Source organism: Halomicronema hongdechloris C2206, from assembly GCF_002075285.3.
In the GTDB taxonomy this organism is placed as follows: Bacteria; Cyanobacteriota; Cyanobacteriia; order Phormidesmidales; family Phormidesmidaceae; genus Halomicronema_B; species Halomicronema_B hongdechloris.
This window is the reverse complement of the sequence record NZ_CP021983.2, coordinates 561,264-577,831: the sequence shown is the minus strand read 5'-3', so window position 1 is coordinate 577,831 and position 16,568 is coordinate 561,264. Positions and strand designations below refer to the sequence as shown.

At 49.1% G+C, this 16,568-nt stretch carries 13 protein-coding genes and 1 tRNA gene; 8 read left to right on the top strand and 6 right to left on the bottom strand.

The genetic code is table 11. From position 1 onward, the window contains the following. Window positions 1-121: 121 nt before the first annotated feature. The 4 genes from XM38_RS02735 to XM38_RS02720 form a co-directional block, all read right to left on the bottom strand. Window positions 122-364, bottom strand: coding sequence for a hypothetical protein (locus XM38_RS02735; RefSeq protein ID WP_080808559.1), 243 nt, complete (start codon window positions 362-364; stop codon window positions 122-124). Window positions 365-917: 553 nt separating this feature from the next. Then, window positions 918-1,002 (bottom strand) — tRNA-Ser (locus tag XM38_RS02730). 173 nt (window positions 1,003-1,175) lie between these two features. Further along, on the bottom strand, window positions 1,176-3,953 hold the full coding sequence (locus tag XM38_RS02725) for a CHAT domain-containing protein (protein WP_187329249.1): 2,778 nt from the start codon (window positions 3,951-3,953) through the stop codon (window positions 1,176-1,178). Between the two features lie 166 nt (window positions 3,954-4,119). Further along, a complete protein-coding gene (locus XM38_RS02720) occupies window positions 4,120-5,061 on the bottom strand; it encodes a TIGR04168 family protein (RefSeq protein WP_080808496.1) in 942 nt (313 codons plus the stop codon). A 142-nt stretch (window positions 5,062-5,203) separates the two neighbouring features. On the opposite strand from XM38_RS02720, the gene XM38_RS02715 reads away from it, so the two are divergent. Both XM38_RS02715 and XM38_RS02710 read left to right on the top strand, forming a co-directional pair. Beyond that, the gene (locus tag XM38_RS02715) at window positions 5,204-6,076 is read left to right on the top strand and encodes a dienelactone hydrolase family protein (RefSeq protein WP_080808499.1); all 873 of its coding nucleotides are present in this window, start codon (window positions 5,204-5,206) and stop codon (window positions 6,074-6,076) included. A gap of 58 nt (window positions 6,077-6,134) precedes the next feature. Next, complete coding sequence (locus XM38_RS02710; protein ID WP_225889165.1) at window positions 6,135-6,578, top strand: nuclear transport factor 2 family protein; 444 nt, start codon at window positions 6,135-6,137, stop codon at window positions 6,576-6,578. 123 nt (window positions 6,579-6,701) lie between these two features. On the opposite strand, the gene XM38_RS02705 is transcribed toward XM38_RS02710, so the two are convergent. Continuing rightward, window positions 6,702-7,730: a chlorophyll a/b binding light-harvesting protein gene (locus tag XM38_RS02705; protein WP_080808502.1), complete on the bottom strand. Its 1,029-nt coding sequence runs from the start codon at window positions 7,728-7,730 to the stop codon at window positions 6,702-6,704. 721 nt (window positions 7,731-8,451) lie between these two features. Then, complete coding sequence (locus XM38_RS02700) at window positions 8,452-10,215, bottom strand: Rqc2 family fibronectin-binding protein (protein ID WP_088429018.1); 1,764 nt, start codon at window positions 10,213-10,215, stop codon at window positions 8,452-8,454. A gap of 207 nt (window positions 10,216-10,422) precedes the next feature. Between XM38_RS02700 and remA the strand changes: the two genes are divergently transcribed. The 6 genes from remA (at window position 10,423) to XM38_RS02670 (ending at window position 16,467) form a co-directional block, all read left to right on the top strand. After that, window positions 10,423-10,686, top strand: a complete 264-nt coding sequence (gene remA / locus XM38_RS02695) for an extracellular matrix/biofilm regulator RemA (RefSeq protein ID WP_080808509.1) — start codon at window positions 10,423-10,425, stop codon at window positions 10,684-10,686. A 75-nt stretch (window positions 10,687-10,761) separates the two neighbouring features. Then, window positions 10,762-11,220 (top strand): SufE family protein, encoded by a 459-nt coding sequence (locus tag XM38_RS02690; protein WP_080808512.1) that lies wholly within the window; start codon window positions 10,762-10,764, stop codon window positions 11,218-11,220. Between the two features lie 724 nt (window positions 11,221-11,944). Next, complete coding sequence (locus XM38_RS02685; RefSeq protein WP_080808516.1) at window positions 11,945-12,931, top strand: glycosyltransferase; 987 nt, start codon at window positions 11,945-11,947, stop codon at window positions 12,929-12,931. A gap of 359 nt (window positions 12,932-13,290) precedes the next feature. Next, complete coding sequence (locus XM38_RS02680; protein WP_187329248.1) at window positions 13,291-14,121, top strand: sulfotransferase domain-containing protein; 831 nt, start codon at window positions 13,291-13,293, stop codon at window positions 14,119-14,121. 47 nt (window positions 14,122-14,168) lie between these two features. Continuing rightward, the gene (locus XM38_RS02675) at window positions 14,169-15,257 is read left to right on the top strand and encodes an O-fucosyltransferase family protein (RefSeq protein ID WP_080808521.1); all 1,089 of its coding nucleotides are present in this window, start codon (window positions 14,169-14,171) and stop codon (window positions 15,255-15,257) included. A gap of 109 nt (window positions 15,258-15,366) precedes the next feature. Then, window positions 15,367-16,467: a glycosyltransferase family 4 protein gene (locus XM38_RS02670; protein WP_080808524.1), complete on the top strand. Its 1,101-nt coding sequence runs from the start codon at window positions 15,367-15,369 to the stop codon at window positions 16,465-16,467. Window positions 16,468-16,568: the final 101 nt, after the last annotated feature.

Below are 16,568 nucleotides of genomic sequence, written 5' to 3'. Positions count from 1 at the left end.
TTTACTGAATGACCTAGACTTGCAAGCTTCTCATTTAAGTCTATTTCTTGGGGGGGCTCAGCCATGCAATGGGTGAGTTTTGCAAGATTTTTAGCATCAGAATAAGCCTATAATTGGCTTGCTAATTGGCCTCTCCATCGCTATTGGCGATACCAAATATTTTCCCTTCCGCCTGAGCATCAACGACTATGCTCATTAGAACAATTGCTTTCCTCAGAGCATCACTTTTCGACCCACCTATTTTTGCTGCCGTCTTTTCTAGAACCCCATAAAGATCAGGAGATACATCCAAACTAAGACGAATACGCTCTGGAGGAGCTTTAGGTGCTTTGGGCCTTTCTAATACTGAGTTACTTGCAGGCATGACGACAAAGATATATGGATGAGCAACAAACTGAAGACACAAAAGCGAGCTTCACATGTACCGCGATGCTAACCTCGCCACATGAAGCTCGTCAAGTATTAGTTACTTATATTATAAGTAAAAAACACGTATTCGGCATTTGCAGATCGAGTAATGTGCCTGGATGGGAAAAGCGAATGCTGATGCCCTCTGGAGGGTTGACTGACATCTTGGCAGAGGAATGGACTGGTCAGGACAATGCTCTCGCGGGGGGATCGGGTACGTGAGTAGCCAACCTAGCTGACCCTGGCGATGGTGTCAGCCATGGCAGAGATGGGGGCCGGGTGATTTCTGCGGTGCAAGAGTTCACTAGTCCTGCCACCTCAATGCCGATCATCGTTTGCGTTTGCCAATTTCAGCCTCGATGGGCTGAATGGCAGGCGATTCCCAGAGGTGAGCGCATCACTGAATCGTTGCTTGCTCAGGCATCCCAATAGCTGCATTGCATCATCTATTCGCCAAGAGCACACCACGAGTCATTAGACTGTCAGTGAGACCAGGTGGCTGAGGCATACGGAGAGGGTGGGATTCGAACCCACGGTGCCTTGCGGCACACTCGATTTCAAGTCGAGCGCAATCGACCACTCTGCCACCTCTCCAGCTATGAGCTGACGCTTTCTCTTTATACCATTCGCCTAGAGAGGATGACAGGGGGCAAGCCATTTCTCAATCTCTGGAGCTACACCCTGGGGCTGATGGAGTAGGGACAGAATGTGTCGCCGTCATTTAGACCATTGGTTAGAAAAATCGGTCGTCGCTCTCAATATAGGGTTTAGCGCCAGTCGCCGATGAGGGTGAAGCCAGCCCAGGCGCTGGGATGGGGATGGCGTTGTTGGGTGGATAGCATGGCTTGACGTAGGGCTTGGGCCTTATGGGACGTGGTCGGTAGGGCTTGGTAGAAGGCGGTCATCAAATCGGCGGTGGCCACGTCGGGCACGGTCCATAGGGAGACGACGACGCTGTTGGCCCCAGAGGATAGGAAGGAGCGAGATAAGCCAATGACGCCATCACCGGTGATGCGACCGCCGCCGGTATCGCAGGCGCTGAGAACGACCAGGTCGGCCTGCAATTTCAGTTGGAATAATTCATTGGCGGTGAGAAAACCATCTTCGTGGTTGTCAGGGGTTAGGGCAATGGCGCCAGGGATTCCCTCGCCGTCGATGTCGTCTAGTAGGCCATGGGTGGCCAGATGAATATAGCGAGCCTGGGGCAGCCGTTGGGTGATCAGGGATTCGGTGGCGGTGGCCCCTGTGAGAGCTTGGCTATTGACCAAGGCTGCGATCGCAACCGCTTCAGCTTCAGCCCCGGGCAATTCGGGCAGAGGCTGAGGGGACTGCTCGTCTAGGGGCACCGAGGGCATCATCGGATTCCCTACGATCAACCAGTCTGCCGATGGCATAGTTACCTGGCGACGATTGGCTCGTTCCAGGGTCAACCCCAGCAACTGGATTGACGGCGCCGTCATTGGGGTATGGTGCGCCAGAAAATACTGACCCTCTGCATCTTGTAAGGCCGGAAACGGCACCAAAAATAGCTCCTCCTGGGGCACAAACACCACAGGAGTTTCGGCCTCGGGGGGCAGCCAGGCCGCGATGGGCTCAATCAGGAGCCGATGCAATCGCTGCAAATCTGTCGCCGCATCTGGATCGCTACGGGGTTCTGGGGTATAGACAACATCAATACCCCGCCCTCGCAACCCCATGGCCCGTCGTCCCTGTTGTACCACCTGTTCTAGGGAAGGCCAGTCGGCGGGCCAGTCCAGCCGCTGAAACTTTACCTGGCCTGAAGGCTGCACCACCCAAGCAAATAGGGCCGACTCCTGGGGCTCGTTGGTGAATTGCACCGACGCGCCATGGGGAGTCTCCACAAACTGGTCTCGAATGATGCTGTACTCTACCAGAGCCAAGTTTTGTTGGCGAGCCAAGCGGCTAATCGCTGCAATAGTCGGGGGAGAGGGCGCCGTCAGTTGAGCGCCTGACCGCCGGGCCACCAACTCCACAAAGGCTCGGGCCCGTCCCCGCTCGGCAACTTCTAGGGCGGGCTGAATTTTCCCCTGGGCCACCAAGACCTCTTGCAGATTGCGATAGGTAGCAGCCTGGGTCTCAAAAATAGAGACCTTGAAGCTATCGTTGGTGCCTAATCCAGCCCGCAGAGATTCCCAGATGGCAATGCCCTGGTACAGCCGCCCTTCCGCTTCACTGAGCCGATTCAACCGAAATAGGGCATCTCCCAAATTAGTCAGGGCAATGCCCTCTCCCAAGCGGGCCTGCAACCGTCGGGTTAGAGTCAGAGCTTGACCATAGTAGTCCACCGCCTGATCGTAATCCTGCTGATAGCCATAGGTTGTTCCCAGCCCCAGCAGTGCCTGGGCTTCCTGCAGCGGATCTTGCAACTGACGAGCCAGTTCTAGGCTTTGCTGTTGCACCGTCACGGCATCATCGAAGCGACCCGAGAGAGCATAGGCATTACCTAGATTGCCCCGGGCTTGAGCCTGGCCGTAGGTGTCGCCAATGGCGCCAGAAATAGCCAGACTCTGGTGCTGATACTCAATGGCAGACTGGATCTGTCCCTGTCCTAATAGGGCATTGCCTAGATTGCGCAGGGTGAGCGCCCGCCATTGAGGCGCCTTGGCCTGGGGTAAGTGATCCAGAGCCTGACGATACTGCTCAATGGCCTGGTCATACTGTCCCAAGGCCGCATGGGCTGCTCCCAACCCTGCCAGGGCAATGCCGATTTCCAAGTCGCTGGCTTGGGCCTGAGCCTGGGTCAACAGCTGTTGATGATAGGCCAATGCCTGGCGATAGTCGCCCCGGATAAAGTGAGCCACAGCCAGGTTATTTAGGGCATAGGCGGTCCAGGCCTGGTTGTTGTGCTGCTGGGCCACTTCCAAGTTCTGGGTGTAGCACTGGATTAATTGATTGGCCAGGCCACTGTCGATCTCTGCTTGGCTTTGGGTATGGCCGTAGCAATTCTCCATGGCCGGACTCAGGCCCAAGGTCTGGCTGGGGGAGTTGACTACAACATTGGGATCGGCAGAGGGAATGGTGATGGGAGAAACCTCTGACTGCTGCCCCGGATCAATATAGATGTAAGGTACTTGGGTAGTCCCAGGGACATTGGGCATTCCCTGCAATAAGGAGGGGTCGAGGGATAACAGGGGAGGAGAAATTAGCAACCCAGCGGGAAAGTTAGAGGGTAATGACCCTGATGTCAATTGACGATGCCCTGGGGGAAAAAGCCATAACGGTACCTCTGGGAAGGGCAACCGTAGAATTGCTAGCGGTTCTATGGCGGCATTGGCAACCGCAGGGTAGCCCACCAGCGTTGGCTGTCCCTGGATCAGTAATTGTGGCAACTCCAAGGGGGAGACAACTGGCCGTAGAATAGGGGACGGCACGTCATCAATATCAATCTCAGGAGTTGGTGTATTAGTCCCTGGATTGGCAGGAGGCAGGGGATTAGTAGGAGGAGTTGAGGGAGGAGGATCTGGATTGGTGGGCGGAGATGGATTTGTGTTCTGCGCGGTTGCCACCGGAACCAGAGTAGCCATGGCTCCCGTGGCTAGCCCAGTGGCTAGTAACGTTATCGCCAATCGTGTCCACCCGGACCGGTTATATCGGGTAGGGGCCATACCTCAAACTCCTGGGGAGTGCTTTCTTGATCTTGCCGCTCTACCCTAGGGATTTCCGTACAGAGTTACTAATCTGTAATGCTATCTACGCCAATTCTGCTAGGGTCGGTAGACCATCCAAGCTATAGATCACGTCTTCGGTGACAAGGCGATGCTGCTGGTTGAGCCAGCAGAGGGAAATGTGCTGGACTTGATGAGTTTTGCTTAGGGTCACGATCGAAAAATTACGCCGTTGGTCTGAGCCTGTGTTCACTACCCGGGGCACGCTGGCGGCATTGAGGTACATCGTGGGATGTTGGTCAATGGCCAGCCGTTGGCGTTCTAGGGTTTGGGTATGGCGCAGGCGGTGGTGCATATGGCCAAAGGTCACTAAGGGTACCTGCTTGCCTTGGTGTTGGGCATAGGTAATGGCCTGACGTAGGTCGGGATCGCCGAAATCACCGCCGAGGGGTTTCCAGTCACGACCACAGGGGGCTTCGGCGGCATTGCCTAAACCAGTGGGGCCACAGTGACCGACGAAGATTAGGGTGTCTTGGCTACTGGCATCAATGGCCTGTTGAATGCGAGCAGCTGAGGCCTGAAAATCGGTGATACCGTAGCGCTGCCGATAAAAGTCGGCACAGGTCCAATCTGATCCGCCCCAACTAAAGGGGCGACCACCGATTACACTCAGGCCCAACTCCGGAAAATCTAACTTGCCGTAGCCGACATGGGCGGTTCCGAGCAGATCGAGTTGTTGCTGGACTCGATCTTCTTGCTGGCGATTGTAAGGACATTTTTTCCGACCCCAGGGAGTGGCACTATACCAAGCATCATGGTTGCCTAAAATGACGGCTTTGGGGCTATCCAGCTTGGCAATCGACCGTACCACTTCTACGGCCTCGTTACCGAAGTCCCCCACCAGTAGCACCAAATCTACCTGTAGGTGCTTTAGGGCTATCCCGTCGTCATCGCTCCACTGATCGTGGACATCGCCAACAACTGCAATCCGCATAGGACGTTGCTGTGGGGTATCAGCGCGGCTCATGGATGTCTCCAACAGGTCCCTTTCTAGGATAGGCGGCTAGGCCGGAGCTATGGAAATTCAGCCAGCCCAGATCCATCGATTGCCACCTATCTAAATCTAGGCTCGATAGAATCGATCGTGACGACTATGGATGAGGGCTTCGATGCGATCGCACCCTTGGTTCGCCCCCCTGTTCGGGATTGCCCTGGCAGTGATCTTGGTGGTCACTGCCTGTAGCGCTGACGCGCCTACCCCAGACACCTCCCTAGACTCTATGGCCCAGGAGCACACTGGCGACCAGCCCGTCGCCACCGAGTTGGCTACTCAGCCACCACGCCAGCCCGTTACCAGCCGCGACGTGACCTACGCCTCCGTCGAGGGAGAGGCCATCACTGGGTTTCTAACCCAACCGGACACCCCAGTCGAAGAACCACGGCCTGGAATCATTGCCATCCATGAATGGTGGGGTCTCAACGAGAATATTAAAACCACAGCCCAACGCTTAGCCGGTGAAGGGTACACGGTTCTAGCTATTGACCTCTACAACGGCGCCGTCACCGACACCCCTGACCAGGCTCGCCAGTTGGTACAGGCCGTGCGCGATAATCCTGATCAGGCCCAGGCCAATCTACAGCAGGCCTACGATTATCTCGTCAATGAACAGCAGGCTGCTAAGGTAGGTACCATTGGCTGGTGCTTCGGTGGGACCTGGTCCTTGCAAACCGCCCTGCTCCTGCCCCAAGCCATCGACGCCACCGTTATCTACTACGGGCAACTGGTTACCGATGCCAGTCGGTTAGAGCCCTTGCAAATGCCGATTCTTGGCATCTTTGGGGCAGAAGATCGCTCAATTCCCCTGGAGCAGGTGCGGGCCTTCGAGTCGACCCTGACAGACCTGGACAAGTCGGTCGACGTTCATGTCTATGAAGGGGCTGGCCACGCCTTCGCCAATCCCTCTGGCCAACGTTATGTCCCTGAGGCGGCGGCGGCGGCCTGGCAAGAAACCCTCGACTTTTTCCGACAGACGCTGCTATGAGGGGCTAGGGCAAAGACCATCGATGACTGCCAGAATTGCCGACATTTCCTCGACTTTCGTGTATCGACGCGCATTCTCGACCTATGGCCTCCTCGCCATTATCTTTCCTACCCGGGGGGCGACTCAGACCATGGATCCATCTGTGATGATGCAAACCGTCATCCAACTAGCTCGACGCGCCTGGTTGCAAGGGGACGGCCAGGCCTTTGCCACCCTGTTTGGCCCCACGGGAGAATTCATCGTGCCGGGGCAGTGCTGGCAAGGGCCAGAGGCAATTTTGCAGGCCTGTCAAACGTTCATGGCCACCCATCAGGTCACTGCCATTGATATCCGCAATGTCGTGATTCAGGAGAACCGGGCCATGGTGGAGTGGTCTTGGCAGGAGGTGGAGCGATCTAGCGGTCAGGTGTCCACTGCCGAGGATGCGATCGCAATTGACATACAAGGCACCCATATCCAACGCTGGCGGGAATACATCGACACAGATACGAAGAGCCCCTAACTAAGAAAGCGCCGGGTAACGGCACTACCCGACGCATCCGTCCCGCTTGGGAGGGAACCTTATTGCCTGAGCCCGGCTCGGCACGAAACCAGCCTTAGCAGAGAGGCAAACTCTGGCTATCAGTTAGCCCTCAACGGCACTGAGAGCCCTCTCTACCCGCCGGAAGTCGAAGCCCATGGCCCGTAGAGCGTGCCACAGATGGCCCTGCAAAAAGAAGAAGGCCAGGAAAAAGTGGGCATTAGCCAACCAACACCGGGCCGTATGGGCTCCCATCGGCAACTCTATGGTGTCGGCAAAATAAGGGCTGACCCCAAATTTAACCTCCAGCAACGGCCCATAAAACTCAACCGGATAGGCCAAAGGATTCACTGCACAGAAATAAGCAGCCACAAACCCTGCCAGGGCAATGCCCCCCAGAGAGTAAGACAAAATCGCTTCTCCAGAGAAAATTAGCACCCGCTTAGCCCAGGGCAGAGGTTCCCGCACAATATGCCAGATGCCTCCGGCAATCAACAGTAGCCCCACATAGATGTGACCACCGACGAGATCCTCAAGGTTGTCGACGCTGGCAAAGTGCGTCTGATACCCGTAGATCACCAAGGGATCTAGAGTGGGTTGAGTCACAACTCGCACCATTTCAGAGGCGGCATCGTACAGCCCGCCCCAATACATGGCTTTGCCCACCAATAACAGGGCACCCATGCCTAAAAACAGGAGATGATGACCAAGAATAATGCCCAATTGCTTCGGGTCATCCCAGTCGAAATGGAAACGCCGGGCAATCCCCTTGGCGTCTTTCAAGTCGCTGGGAGCCCGCAGGGCATGGAACAGCCCCCCTGCCCCTAGCACGGCCGATGAAATCAGATGAATGGCGCCGATAACGAAGAATGGATACGTCGTGACGACTTGCCCCCCTTCACCCACACCAAAGCCTAACGTGGCCAAATGGGGCAGTAGGATCAACCCTTGCTCCCCCATGGGGACCTCGGCGCTATAGCGGGATATCTCAAACAAGGTAAATGCCCCTGCCCACAGGGTAATCAGGGCCGCCTGAGCCGCATGGGCGGCGATGAATAGCCCTGACAGATTGGCGAAGCGAGCATTACCCGCCCACCACTCGTATCGGATCTTGGGATTGTCGTAGGTCTGCACTCAACACCTCCATTAAAGAGATTTTATTGCAATAAGCTACATCGGAGACCCCATCACAAAAGATAGCCCGTGAGACAAATTCTCACTTAGCTCTGACAGGATCTAAACCGCGGAATAGATCAGAACACTAACCAGGAAAGAAACCAGAGTTCCCTAGAGAGAGCGCCAGAGGAGAGTCCATGCAGGAATAGGGAACTCTGGGTGGACTGTCACCTGGTCATAATCAGGATGCCCTTAATGAGATAAATAGTCAATAGGATCCTGGCATTAAAGTATAGGGCAAGGCGCTAGATTCCCCTAACCATTAATGAACTTATGTAACAATATGACGCTCCGATGCCGCATTTGCCCTGGTGCTGGCTGGAGTAACCGCCCCCAGTGGTCTACCCACTGCCCCCGAAGGCTAGATTAAAAGGCTAGATTACGAAAACAAAAAATCGGCTCCGCTAGAAGCCGATTGACGATAAATTAAAACCACGTTGCTCTTTCAAACGGAGGAAACCGTCCAAAAATTCTTGGCACGGTAATAGGCCAACCCTGCAGCTTTGCAACCGGATTCCCAGCTGATAAGCCAGGAATATATGCCGACGATAGTGGGCTGGCTTTTCCGTTCTTCATGTTACATTGTATCAAGCAGTACACTCTTTTTGTTATATAAGTTTACGCTTGCCCCGGGCGCTTCAGATAAGCGAACCTGATGAAGAGGTGAACCAGGGTGCCGTTACTGGCTGACAGAGTCAGTAGCTTCAGGATGTGGCGGTAGTGGGGATTGGATAGCCTGGGGATATCCCCAGAGAACGGTCTCATGGGTATAGATCACCATACCGGGCCGGGCGCCTTTGGGTTTGTAGACATGTTTAAGCTGGGTATAGATAACGGGCACCTGGTCCGCCTGGCGGGCACGGCTAAAATAAGCTGCCAGGTTGGCTGCATATTGCAAGTCGGCATCACTCGGGGCCTGGCCGGGCGCCAGGCGTAGCAGTAGATGGCTGCCAGGGATCTCTTGGCTATGGAACCAGAGATCGTAATCGGTGGCGATGCCAAAGGTGAGCTGATCATTTTGGCGATTATTGCGGCCAATTAAGATGTCACACCCACTGGGGCTGATATAGCGATGGAATGGGAAGGCGTCCTGGTGGCGATTCTGCCGAATGCGCTGATCCGTAGGGAGATACCCTTGCTGGGCCAGTTCGTCTCGAATCTCTGCGATCGCATCGAGATCGGCAACCGTTTTGTAGGCACTGACCTGCATCAGGGTAGCTTCCACCTGCTCTAAGTAAGCGGTTTCTGCCCACACTTCCGCCAGCAGTGGTTTTACGGCCTGGCGGGCCCGTTTCAATTTTTGGTGCTGCCTATAGAGGGCTTGGGCATTCTGCACCGCCGTTTTCTCGGGAATTAGCGGAATCGTCACCGGCTCTGCCGTCTCGAAATCTGGCAAGGTGATGTGGGTCAGGCCTGGCTGCCACTGGTGGCCGTAGGCCATCAAAAGGTCAGCCCATTGTCGGGTTTGATCGGCTTGCTCTGACTGGTCGAGACGGGTCAGAAACGTAGCCTCCTTTTGGCGCAGCTTCTGCAACCGATGGCTTAGTAATTGGCTGAGCTGATGGCGTAACCGCTCAAAGGCCTGGCGATTGAGCTGGTCACTATAGTAGTCCCGCAGTAATGTCTGTACCGATGCCGCCGGCCGGATTAGTCCCCATCCTAAGACGGTATAGCCATCCTCAGTCCAACCGGGTTGAAAGTCACTGGTGGCAAGGCGGCATAGCCAGGCTTGCCAGGTTTGATACAGGGCTGTCCATTGGGCCTGGGTGAGCTGGTCAGTCCTTAGATCTGGCCCTAACCCGGCAGTGGTGAGCATCGATTGGGTTAGGGCTGAGCTGAGCCCGCCATAGGCTTGCATCAGGCGTCGTTTCAGGGGGCCTGGGACCAGAGCCACCCGCTCTTGCCAGCGAGCTTGAGACTCATCCTGGTGGGGCAAGGCAGCGGTGATGGGCGGCGGTGGCTGGTAAGCATCACCCGTTAAAATCGGACGCACTCGGGACTGCTGTTCACTGACCTGGTGGGCCGCGGTCACAATTTGGTTGTGAGCATTGGTCAAGATGACGTTACTGTACTTGCCCATCACCTCTACGTACAGATGCCATTGCACTGGATCGCCAGGACGGCGGGCAAACTGTAGATCCAAGACTCGCTCCCAGGGAGCGATGGTCTCGATGGTGACGAGGGCAAATCCCCCCAACTGGTGCTTGAGTTGCTGGCTGAAGGTGAAGGTATCCGGTTGCCGCGGCGGCGCATGATCTAGATGGAGCCGCGCCGCTTGGGGGTGCCAGGATAGGGTTAACCAGCCGCGGTCAGTTAGGGTGCGCAGGGCCAGAGATACTGTGGTGCGATCGCGCTGATAAACCTGCTCGCAACGGGCCGGTATCCATTGGCAACGAAGGTCGTGGCAAATCGCCGTTAGTGTCGTCACATCAACCGGTTGCACGGAACCTTGCCTCAGCAATAGTCGTCGGTGTAAGAGCCATCATTTTGTAGTCTTTGGAACCATTGTCCCATCAGACTCTTTTAGAGAATCAAGATGGCTGGAGAAATGGGATTTCGCCGAATTTTCACCTTGTAGGTCTATTTTTTTGTCGCTACCATTGACCTATTAGCCATCATAAGCGGCAACCTCGGCGCTCCCTTCTTTATTATGGACATCAAGCTGATCAATATTGGCTTTGGCAACATCGTGTCAGCGAACCGAGTGATTGCCATCGTTAGCCCAGAGTCGGCACCGATCAAGCGCATCATCTCCGACGCTCGCGAGCGAGGGCAGCTAGTCGATGCTACCTATGGTCGCCGGACTCGGGCCGTGATCATCACTGATTCAGGTCATGTCATTCTGTCAGCAATCCAGCCGGAAACAGTAGCCCATCGCTTTGTGGCCAGCAAAGATAGCCAAGCCGATGGCTGAAGCTGCTCAGGTGTAGAGCTACAATGGGATAGGGTTCGCGTTGCCGAGCCACTATGCTGTTAGATTGCGATCGCAATGGCTGCTTCTCGTCCTGCTTCCATCAACAAAATCGTTAATCGTTTTCAACGAGCTTCAGATCCCAAGCGACGCTATGAGCAATTACTCTGGTTTGCCAAGAAACTAGAGCCACTTCCCGAAGCGGCTAAGGTACCCGATAATAAAGTGCCAGGCTGCGTCTCTCAGGTCTATGTCATAGCTGACCTACAAGATGGCAAGATGCACTATCAAGCTGATTCAGATGCCCAGATCACTAAGGGACTGGTTGCCTTACTGATTAAGGCACTCAATGGCCTCACTCCCCAAGAAGTCATCGACCTAACACCAGACTTTATCAAAGAAACCCAACTCGATGTCAGCCTCACTCCCTCTAGAGCCAACGGGTTCTACAACATCTTCAAGATGATGCAGAAGAAAGCTATGGCCTTCTTAGGGGATATAGAGCCAGAAGCAACCTCCGTACAAATGAAGTTGTAGGAGACTCCAGCATAGCTGAATTATGTCGTCCACCATCAGATTACCTGCAGACAATTATAAATAGGTTTTCTGATGCCAGATTGTCGGCAATCATTCAGTATGGCAATCCGAGAGAGCAGTACCAAGACCTCAACATAATTCACATATGCTCTTGGCATCTGTAACTTTGTACCGCGACGATCGATACTTCGTATTTTCACTTGCTTTGGTTTACTAAAATTCAGGCAGGTAGATCATCTTGATCTCATAGTTAAATATAGATGTTTAGGTTAGGGAATAACTCGCTAGAGCAGAGGGCAATTGAGTCCTAGTAAGCGCTGAAGAGCAAGTAATTTACAAAATCTTTTCTACATCCAAGCCAAGCTTCATCGAATCTCCATCGATAACTAAGACGATGGTCAAAAGAGTCATCTATCCTGTAATAGTTTAGTGCTGTTTAAGCAGAGCAAGTTAAAGCCGCTTTTATTATCTCGACGTTTATCAGTCATTCAAAATAGACAAACGTCTCATATATAGGAAGCCACAGCTCTTCTGAGTATTGGGTGATAAGTGGGACTTATGTGCTGTCTGGCAAGGGCTTCAGCCTCCGAATCAGGCAAATATTGTGCCCTGAGATACAGTTTCAGTCACAAACCCAGAAGAGCCGAAGCCACTCTAGCGACTGGATGATCATAGTTAGTCCCTCAAAATATTTTTCATCATCTATTTTAGGAGATGAATTTTCATGCCAGACAGAGACCCTATTGTCAGTGTTATCATACCTACTTATAATCGAGCAGTTCTCTTAGAAAAAGCCATCAAAAGTGTATTAAAGCAAACATTTAGCAACTTCGAACTCATCATTGTAGATGACGCCTCATCGGATCAGACAACAGCAACAATTGATCGCCTCTATGAGTCATGTATAAAGTATATAAAGCACAACAAAAATATGGGGGTATGCGCTGCTAGAAATACAGGGCTAGCACAGGCAAAAGGAGAGTACGTTGCCTTTTTAGATTCTGATGATGAATGGATGCCTGACAAATTACAGAGACAGATTGATCGATTCAATGAAGCCAATGAGCGAATTGGCGTTATTTATACTTGGCTAAAAGTTGTTGATATAAATGCTCAATTCCAAAAACTAAGAAAACCAAGTTTACATGGCAATATAGAACAAGACTTACTATATTCAAATTTCATTGGCACTCCTTCCACACCAATGATAAAAAGGAATTACATTGAGAAAACCTTAGGATTTGATACACGCTTGAGATGTTGTGAAGACTGGGATATATGGCTGCAACTTGCACATAATTGTGAGTTTGACCTGATTCCAGAACCACTCGTTCAATATCGTGACCATAGCGACAAAAATCGAGGTTCTATCAATCATAGTGCTGTTGTTGAAGGATATCTACATTTTCTTCAGAAGCATCACTCTAAGCTATTTAGCGAATATCGAAGTATTGGATCATTTTCTCTACCACAAAAAGCTAACTACCTCTTCAATATTGGTCGGCGCTTGTTATGTCATGGCAGTGCAATTAATCATGAAGAAGCCGTCACTTTAGGGAAAAAGTACTTAAGGCTCTCTTTAGACGCTGATCCTTTTAACCCACAAATATACTTTCACTATTTTTCCTCTTTACCTGGGAGCAAATTTTATCCAAGAATAGTTCATCTAGAAGCTAGTGGGAAGAAACTAGTATCTAATTTATTAAAGTGATATTGGCTTCGAGTGTTGATTAACCTGATAGATCAATCTTTCGAACATTTATCTAGTCTCTCTAATATATTTCAAGGTTCTAAAAGCAAACACTTCCACTCAATGCAATATCCCCTAAATAGTATCTATAAGAATTTAACATATTCTTTACATACATTTAATTAATGAAAACCCATTTTGGTTGGTAACTCCCAAATAAATAACAGAATAAATTCAAAATTTTATATCAACTTAAAGACCAAGATGAAATCGTAAAGACTTGGCTTTTTAAATAGTGTCAAATAGCTTGGTCATTACATTTTAGTATATTATGATATTGATTTAAGCTAACAAATCCCTTAAAAGAAATGGATTTTAGTATGATCGATTCTATTCCTCTCTTGAAACCCCTTACTAAGCCAGTGAGAAGAATGGTAAGCGCCAAAATTGATCAGAGAATTCGAACATTTACGGAAACCATTCCTATATCAGAGTTTTTCGACAATGACATATTCATTGTCGGTTACCCAAAATCAGGGAATACATGGTTTCAGAATATATTAGCTGGACTTATATATGGTGTAAATCCAGAATTCACGCCTGATTCTGTAATTCAGGATTTGATTCCAGATGTACACTATAAACGTTACTATAGACGCTATCGAACTTCTATGGTGTTTAAGTCTCATAGTTTTCCGAGGCCAGACTATAGAAAGGTCATATATATTGTTCGTGATGGCCGGGACGTAATGGTCTCTTATTTCTACTACTTAAAGGTCTTAAGAGAACGGCAAGGAATCGACATTAGTTTTGAGCAATTACTGCTCGAGAAAGACGGCTTGTTTCAAAAAAAGCTTTGGCATGAACACGTGGAGGCCTGGCTTAAAAATCCCTATGGAGCAGATTTAATTCTGATAAAATATGAAGATATGCTTCATAATTTCGTAGGGGAACTCGAGAATATTTGTAAATTTATTGGCTTTGATGCTCCTAGATATCGCCTCGAAGAAATTGAGCGGCAAACAGCATTCAATAAGATGCGTTCTAAAGAGATGAAATTTGGAATGAACAATCCAGCTTGGCCTAAAGATAAGCTTTTCGCACGTCGAGGCAAAGCCGGCTCATACAAAGATGAAATGCCAATAGAAATTCAAAAGTATTTTCTCCAAACTGCTTCCGACTCTTTATCAAAGCTAAATTATATAGTCTAAATATTTTAAGCACTAAGGATAGGTAATTTGCTTAAAAAGTTTAAATTATGACTCAAAAATTAAATACTAGTTATATCACCGTTATCCCAAACTCTGGGCACAGAATCGGGCATAAGCTTGATGATTTAATAACTGGTTTTATCCTCGCAGAATGGCATAACTTAAAATACCTTCACAGCCCTTTACCGCAGGGAAAATGGGAAGATTTTTTCGGTTTTGGTGAAGATGAAATAATCTTCTCCGAGGACTTTAGAAAAGACTTGCCAATCATATCATGTACCCCATTTTTAGGGATTAGGCATTTGAATCCTCAATCCAGATTTGCCATTCGACATATTGAATGGCTGGAATACAGAGTCCATTCCACCTTAAAGAAATCCCCAATTAAGGAATTACGTCAATGGCGACGTCCTAACTTTTGGGATGGTTCTCCACTTGAATACTTTGAAAAGATTTTCAATCAAGACAATAAGAATAGGGAAGTTATATTCTGCTTCCAGAAAGGGATCAGAGTAATGCTCTATCAAATTTATGATTGGGGTAGACAAGGTAAAATAGATCCTAATCTTTATAGTAGGGTCATTCAGAAACTTAAGAGAAAATATTTTGGAAAAAAGCACTCGATGAAAAAGTGTTATTTTAATCCAGACGCCATTAATATAGCTGTTCACATAAGAAGAGATGATGCATCAGTCGAAAACCAGCGCTTCTTACCATTATCTTATTATAAAGCGTTATTATCGAAGCTGAACAGACTCATTAAAAGTGATTTTCATGAGTTTCATATATATTCATCTGGATCTGAAAAAGAGATGAATTCTCTTAAAAGAGAGTTACACTCTATCTCTAGTAATAATCTAATATTCCATTGCAATGAGCCAGCAATGGAGGCAATTCATCATATGGCTGTTGCAGATATCCTAGTTATCGGTAATAGTTCTTTTTCTCACTGGCCAGGTTTTTTGTCGAGTGGCATTAAGTTTTATTATCCTCATTTTCACATGTTTAATCTAGATAAAAGTGAGTGGATCACAGTTGATATAGGCGGAGAATTTGATGAATTTCATTTTTCATCATTATTTTCTAAATATACTAAAGACTTTCCAGCTTCTAGATGCCTACAGCAAGTCGAATAAAAATAATAGATTAAACAAATTTTTCGCCAAAAGTTCTAGTTTTTAGGGATAACAATCTCGCATTTAATATTAGAAAGTCTACCGCAGAGTTTAATATGGTTGAGATTCTATGCATATTCTATATGACGGCTTGATATATAAACTCCAGACCCGAGGTGGTATTAGTCGTTACTTTAAAAACCTTGTTGAAGCACTTCCTAAAGATTTCAGTCCTATCATAACAGGTTATCGCTCCAATCAAGTTATTTATCCAGAACATCCAGGGCTAATAAAATATTTTTATCCGTTCACTAATAATAAACCAAAACGCCTCTTTGAACCTCTGGGTAGCAATTTCCTAAGGTTAGCAACAGCAATTGCAGAGTTTGACTTGATTCATCCAACTTACTATTGGTCTCATACTGGTCAAGATTTAAAGAGTTATGGTAAGCCTGTAGTTGTAACCTTCCATGATATGGTCCATGAAATATTTTCGAAGCAAATGGATCCTTTAGGGCAGGTTGCGAAAGTGAAGCTGAGGGCCGCTCAAGCTGCTGATCTAATCATTTGTATATCAGAAAACACGAAGCAAGATATTTTAGAAAGATATTCTGTCCCCGAGGATAAGCTAAAAGTAATCTATCATGCAACTGATTTGAATGAAAGCATGTCTTATGGTCCCGAAGCCATTCCGTCTCGTCCATATTTTTTATATGTAGGTTCCCGTAACTTAAACTATAAGAATTTTCAGGTTTTACTGAAGGCATTTTCAAAGATCTTGAGTTTACAGTCAGATGCTGTACTTTGCGTTGTAGGAAGGCCTCTTAATAAAAGCGAACAAGAGATGGTTAATTCACTTAAGATAGGTAGTGCTATAGAAGTCTTCGAGAATGTTAGTGATCATCATCTCGCTAAGCTTTATAGATGTAGTGTTGCCTTTGTGTACCCTTCTCTCTACGAAGGCTTTGGAATACCGCTGTTAGAAGCAATGGCATGTGGAACGCCAGTTATTGCCTCTAAGGCTTCATGTTTTCCTGAAATTGTGGGCGATGCTGGTTTTTTATTCAATCCTAACTCTCCCACAGACTTAGCAGATCTACTGCTACTTCTACTTAATCATCCCCTAGAAAGAGAACGTCTAATTTCCAAGGGTCAGCAAAGAGTACAAGATTTCACGTGGGAAAAGGCTGCCGAGCAAACCATACAGGCATATAAGTCCCTAATAATTTAAGGGTTTATGCCCACATTTGATGTCGTTCCTTGTAGATAACAATCTATCTTATTATCGAAATATACAGCCTACTTACAGTAATTAGTAACTTAGAAAGTTCT

Coding starts and splice junctions, on each gene's coding strand:
- XM38_RS02735 (WP_080808559.1), bottom strand. CDS start 364: ATGCCTGCAAGTAACTCAGTATTAGAAAGGCCCAAAGCACCTAAAGCT.
- XM38_RS02725 (WP_187329249.1), bottom strand. CDS start 3,953: ATGGCTACTCTGGTTCCGGTGGCAACCGCGCAGAACACAAATCCATCT.
- XM38_RS02720 (WP_080808496.1), bottom strand. CDS start 5,061: ATGAGCCGCGCTGATACCCCACAGCAACGTCCTATGCGGATTGCAGTT.
- XM38_RS02715 (WP_080808499.1), top strand. CDS start 5,204: ATGCGATCGCACCCTTGGTTCGCCCCCCTGTTCGGGATTGCCCTGGCA.
- remA (WP_080808509.1), top strand. CDS start 10,423: ATGGACATCAAGCTGATCAATATTGGCTTTGGCAACATCGTGTCAGCG.
- XM38_RS02690 (WP_080808512.1), top strand. CDS start 10,762: ATGGCTGCTTCTCGTCCTGCTTCCATCAACAAAATCGTTAATCGTTTT.
- XM38_RS02685 (WP_080808516.1), top strand. CDS start 11,945: ATGCCAGACAGAGACCCTATTGTCAGTGTTATCATACCTACTTATAAT.
- XM38_RS02680 (WP_187329248.1), top strand. CDS start 13,291: ATGATCGATTCTATTCCTCTCTTGAAACCCCTTACTAAGCCAGTGAGA.
- XM38_RS02675 (WP_080808521.1), top strand. CDS start 14,169: ATGACTCAAAAATTAAATACTAGTTATATCACCGTTATCCCAAACTCT.
- XM38_RS02670 (WP_080808524.1), top strand. CDS start 15,367: ATGCATATTCTATATGACGGCTTGATATATAAACTCCAGACCCGAGGT.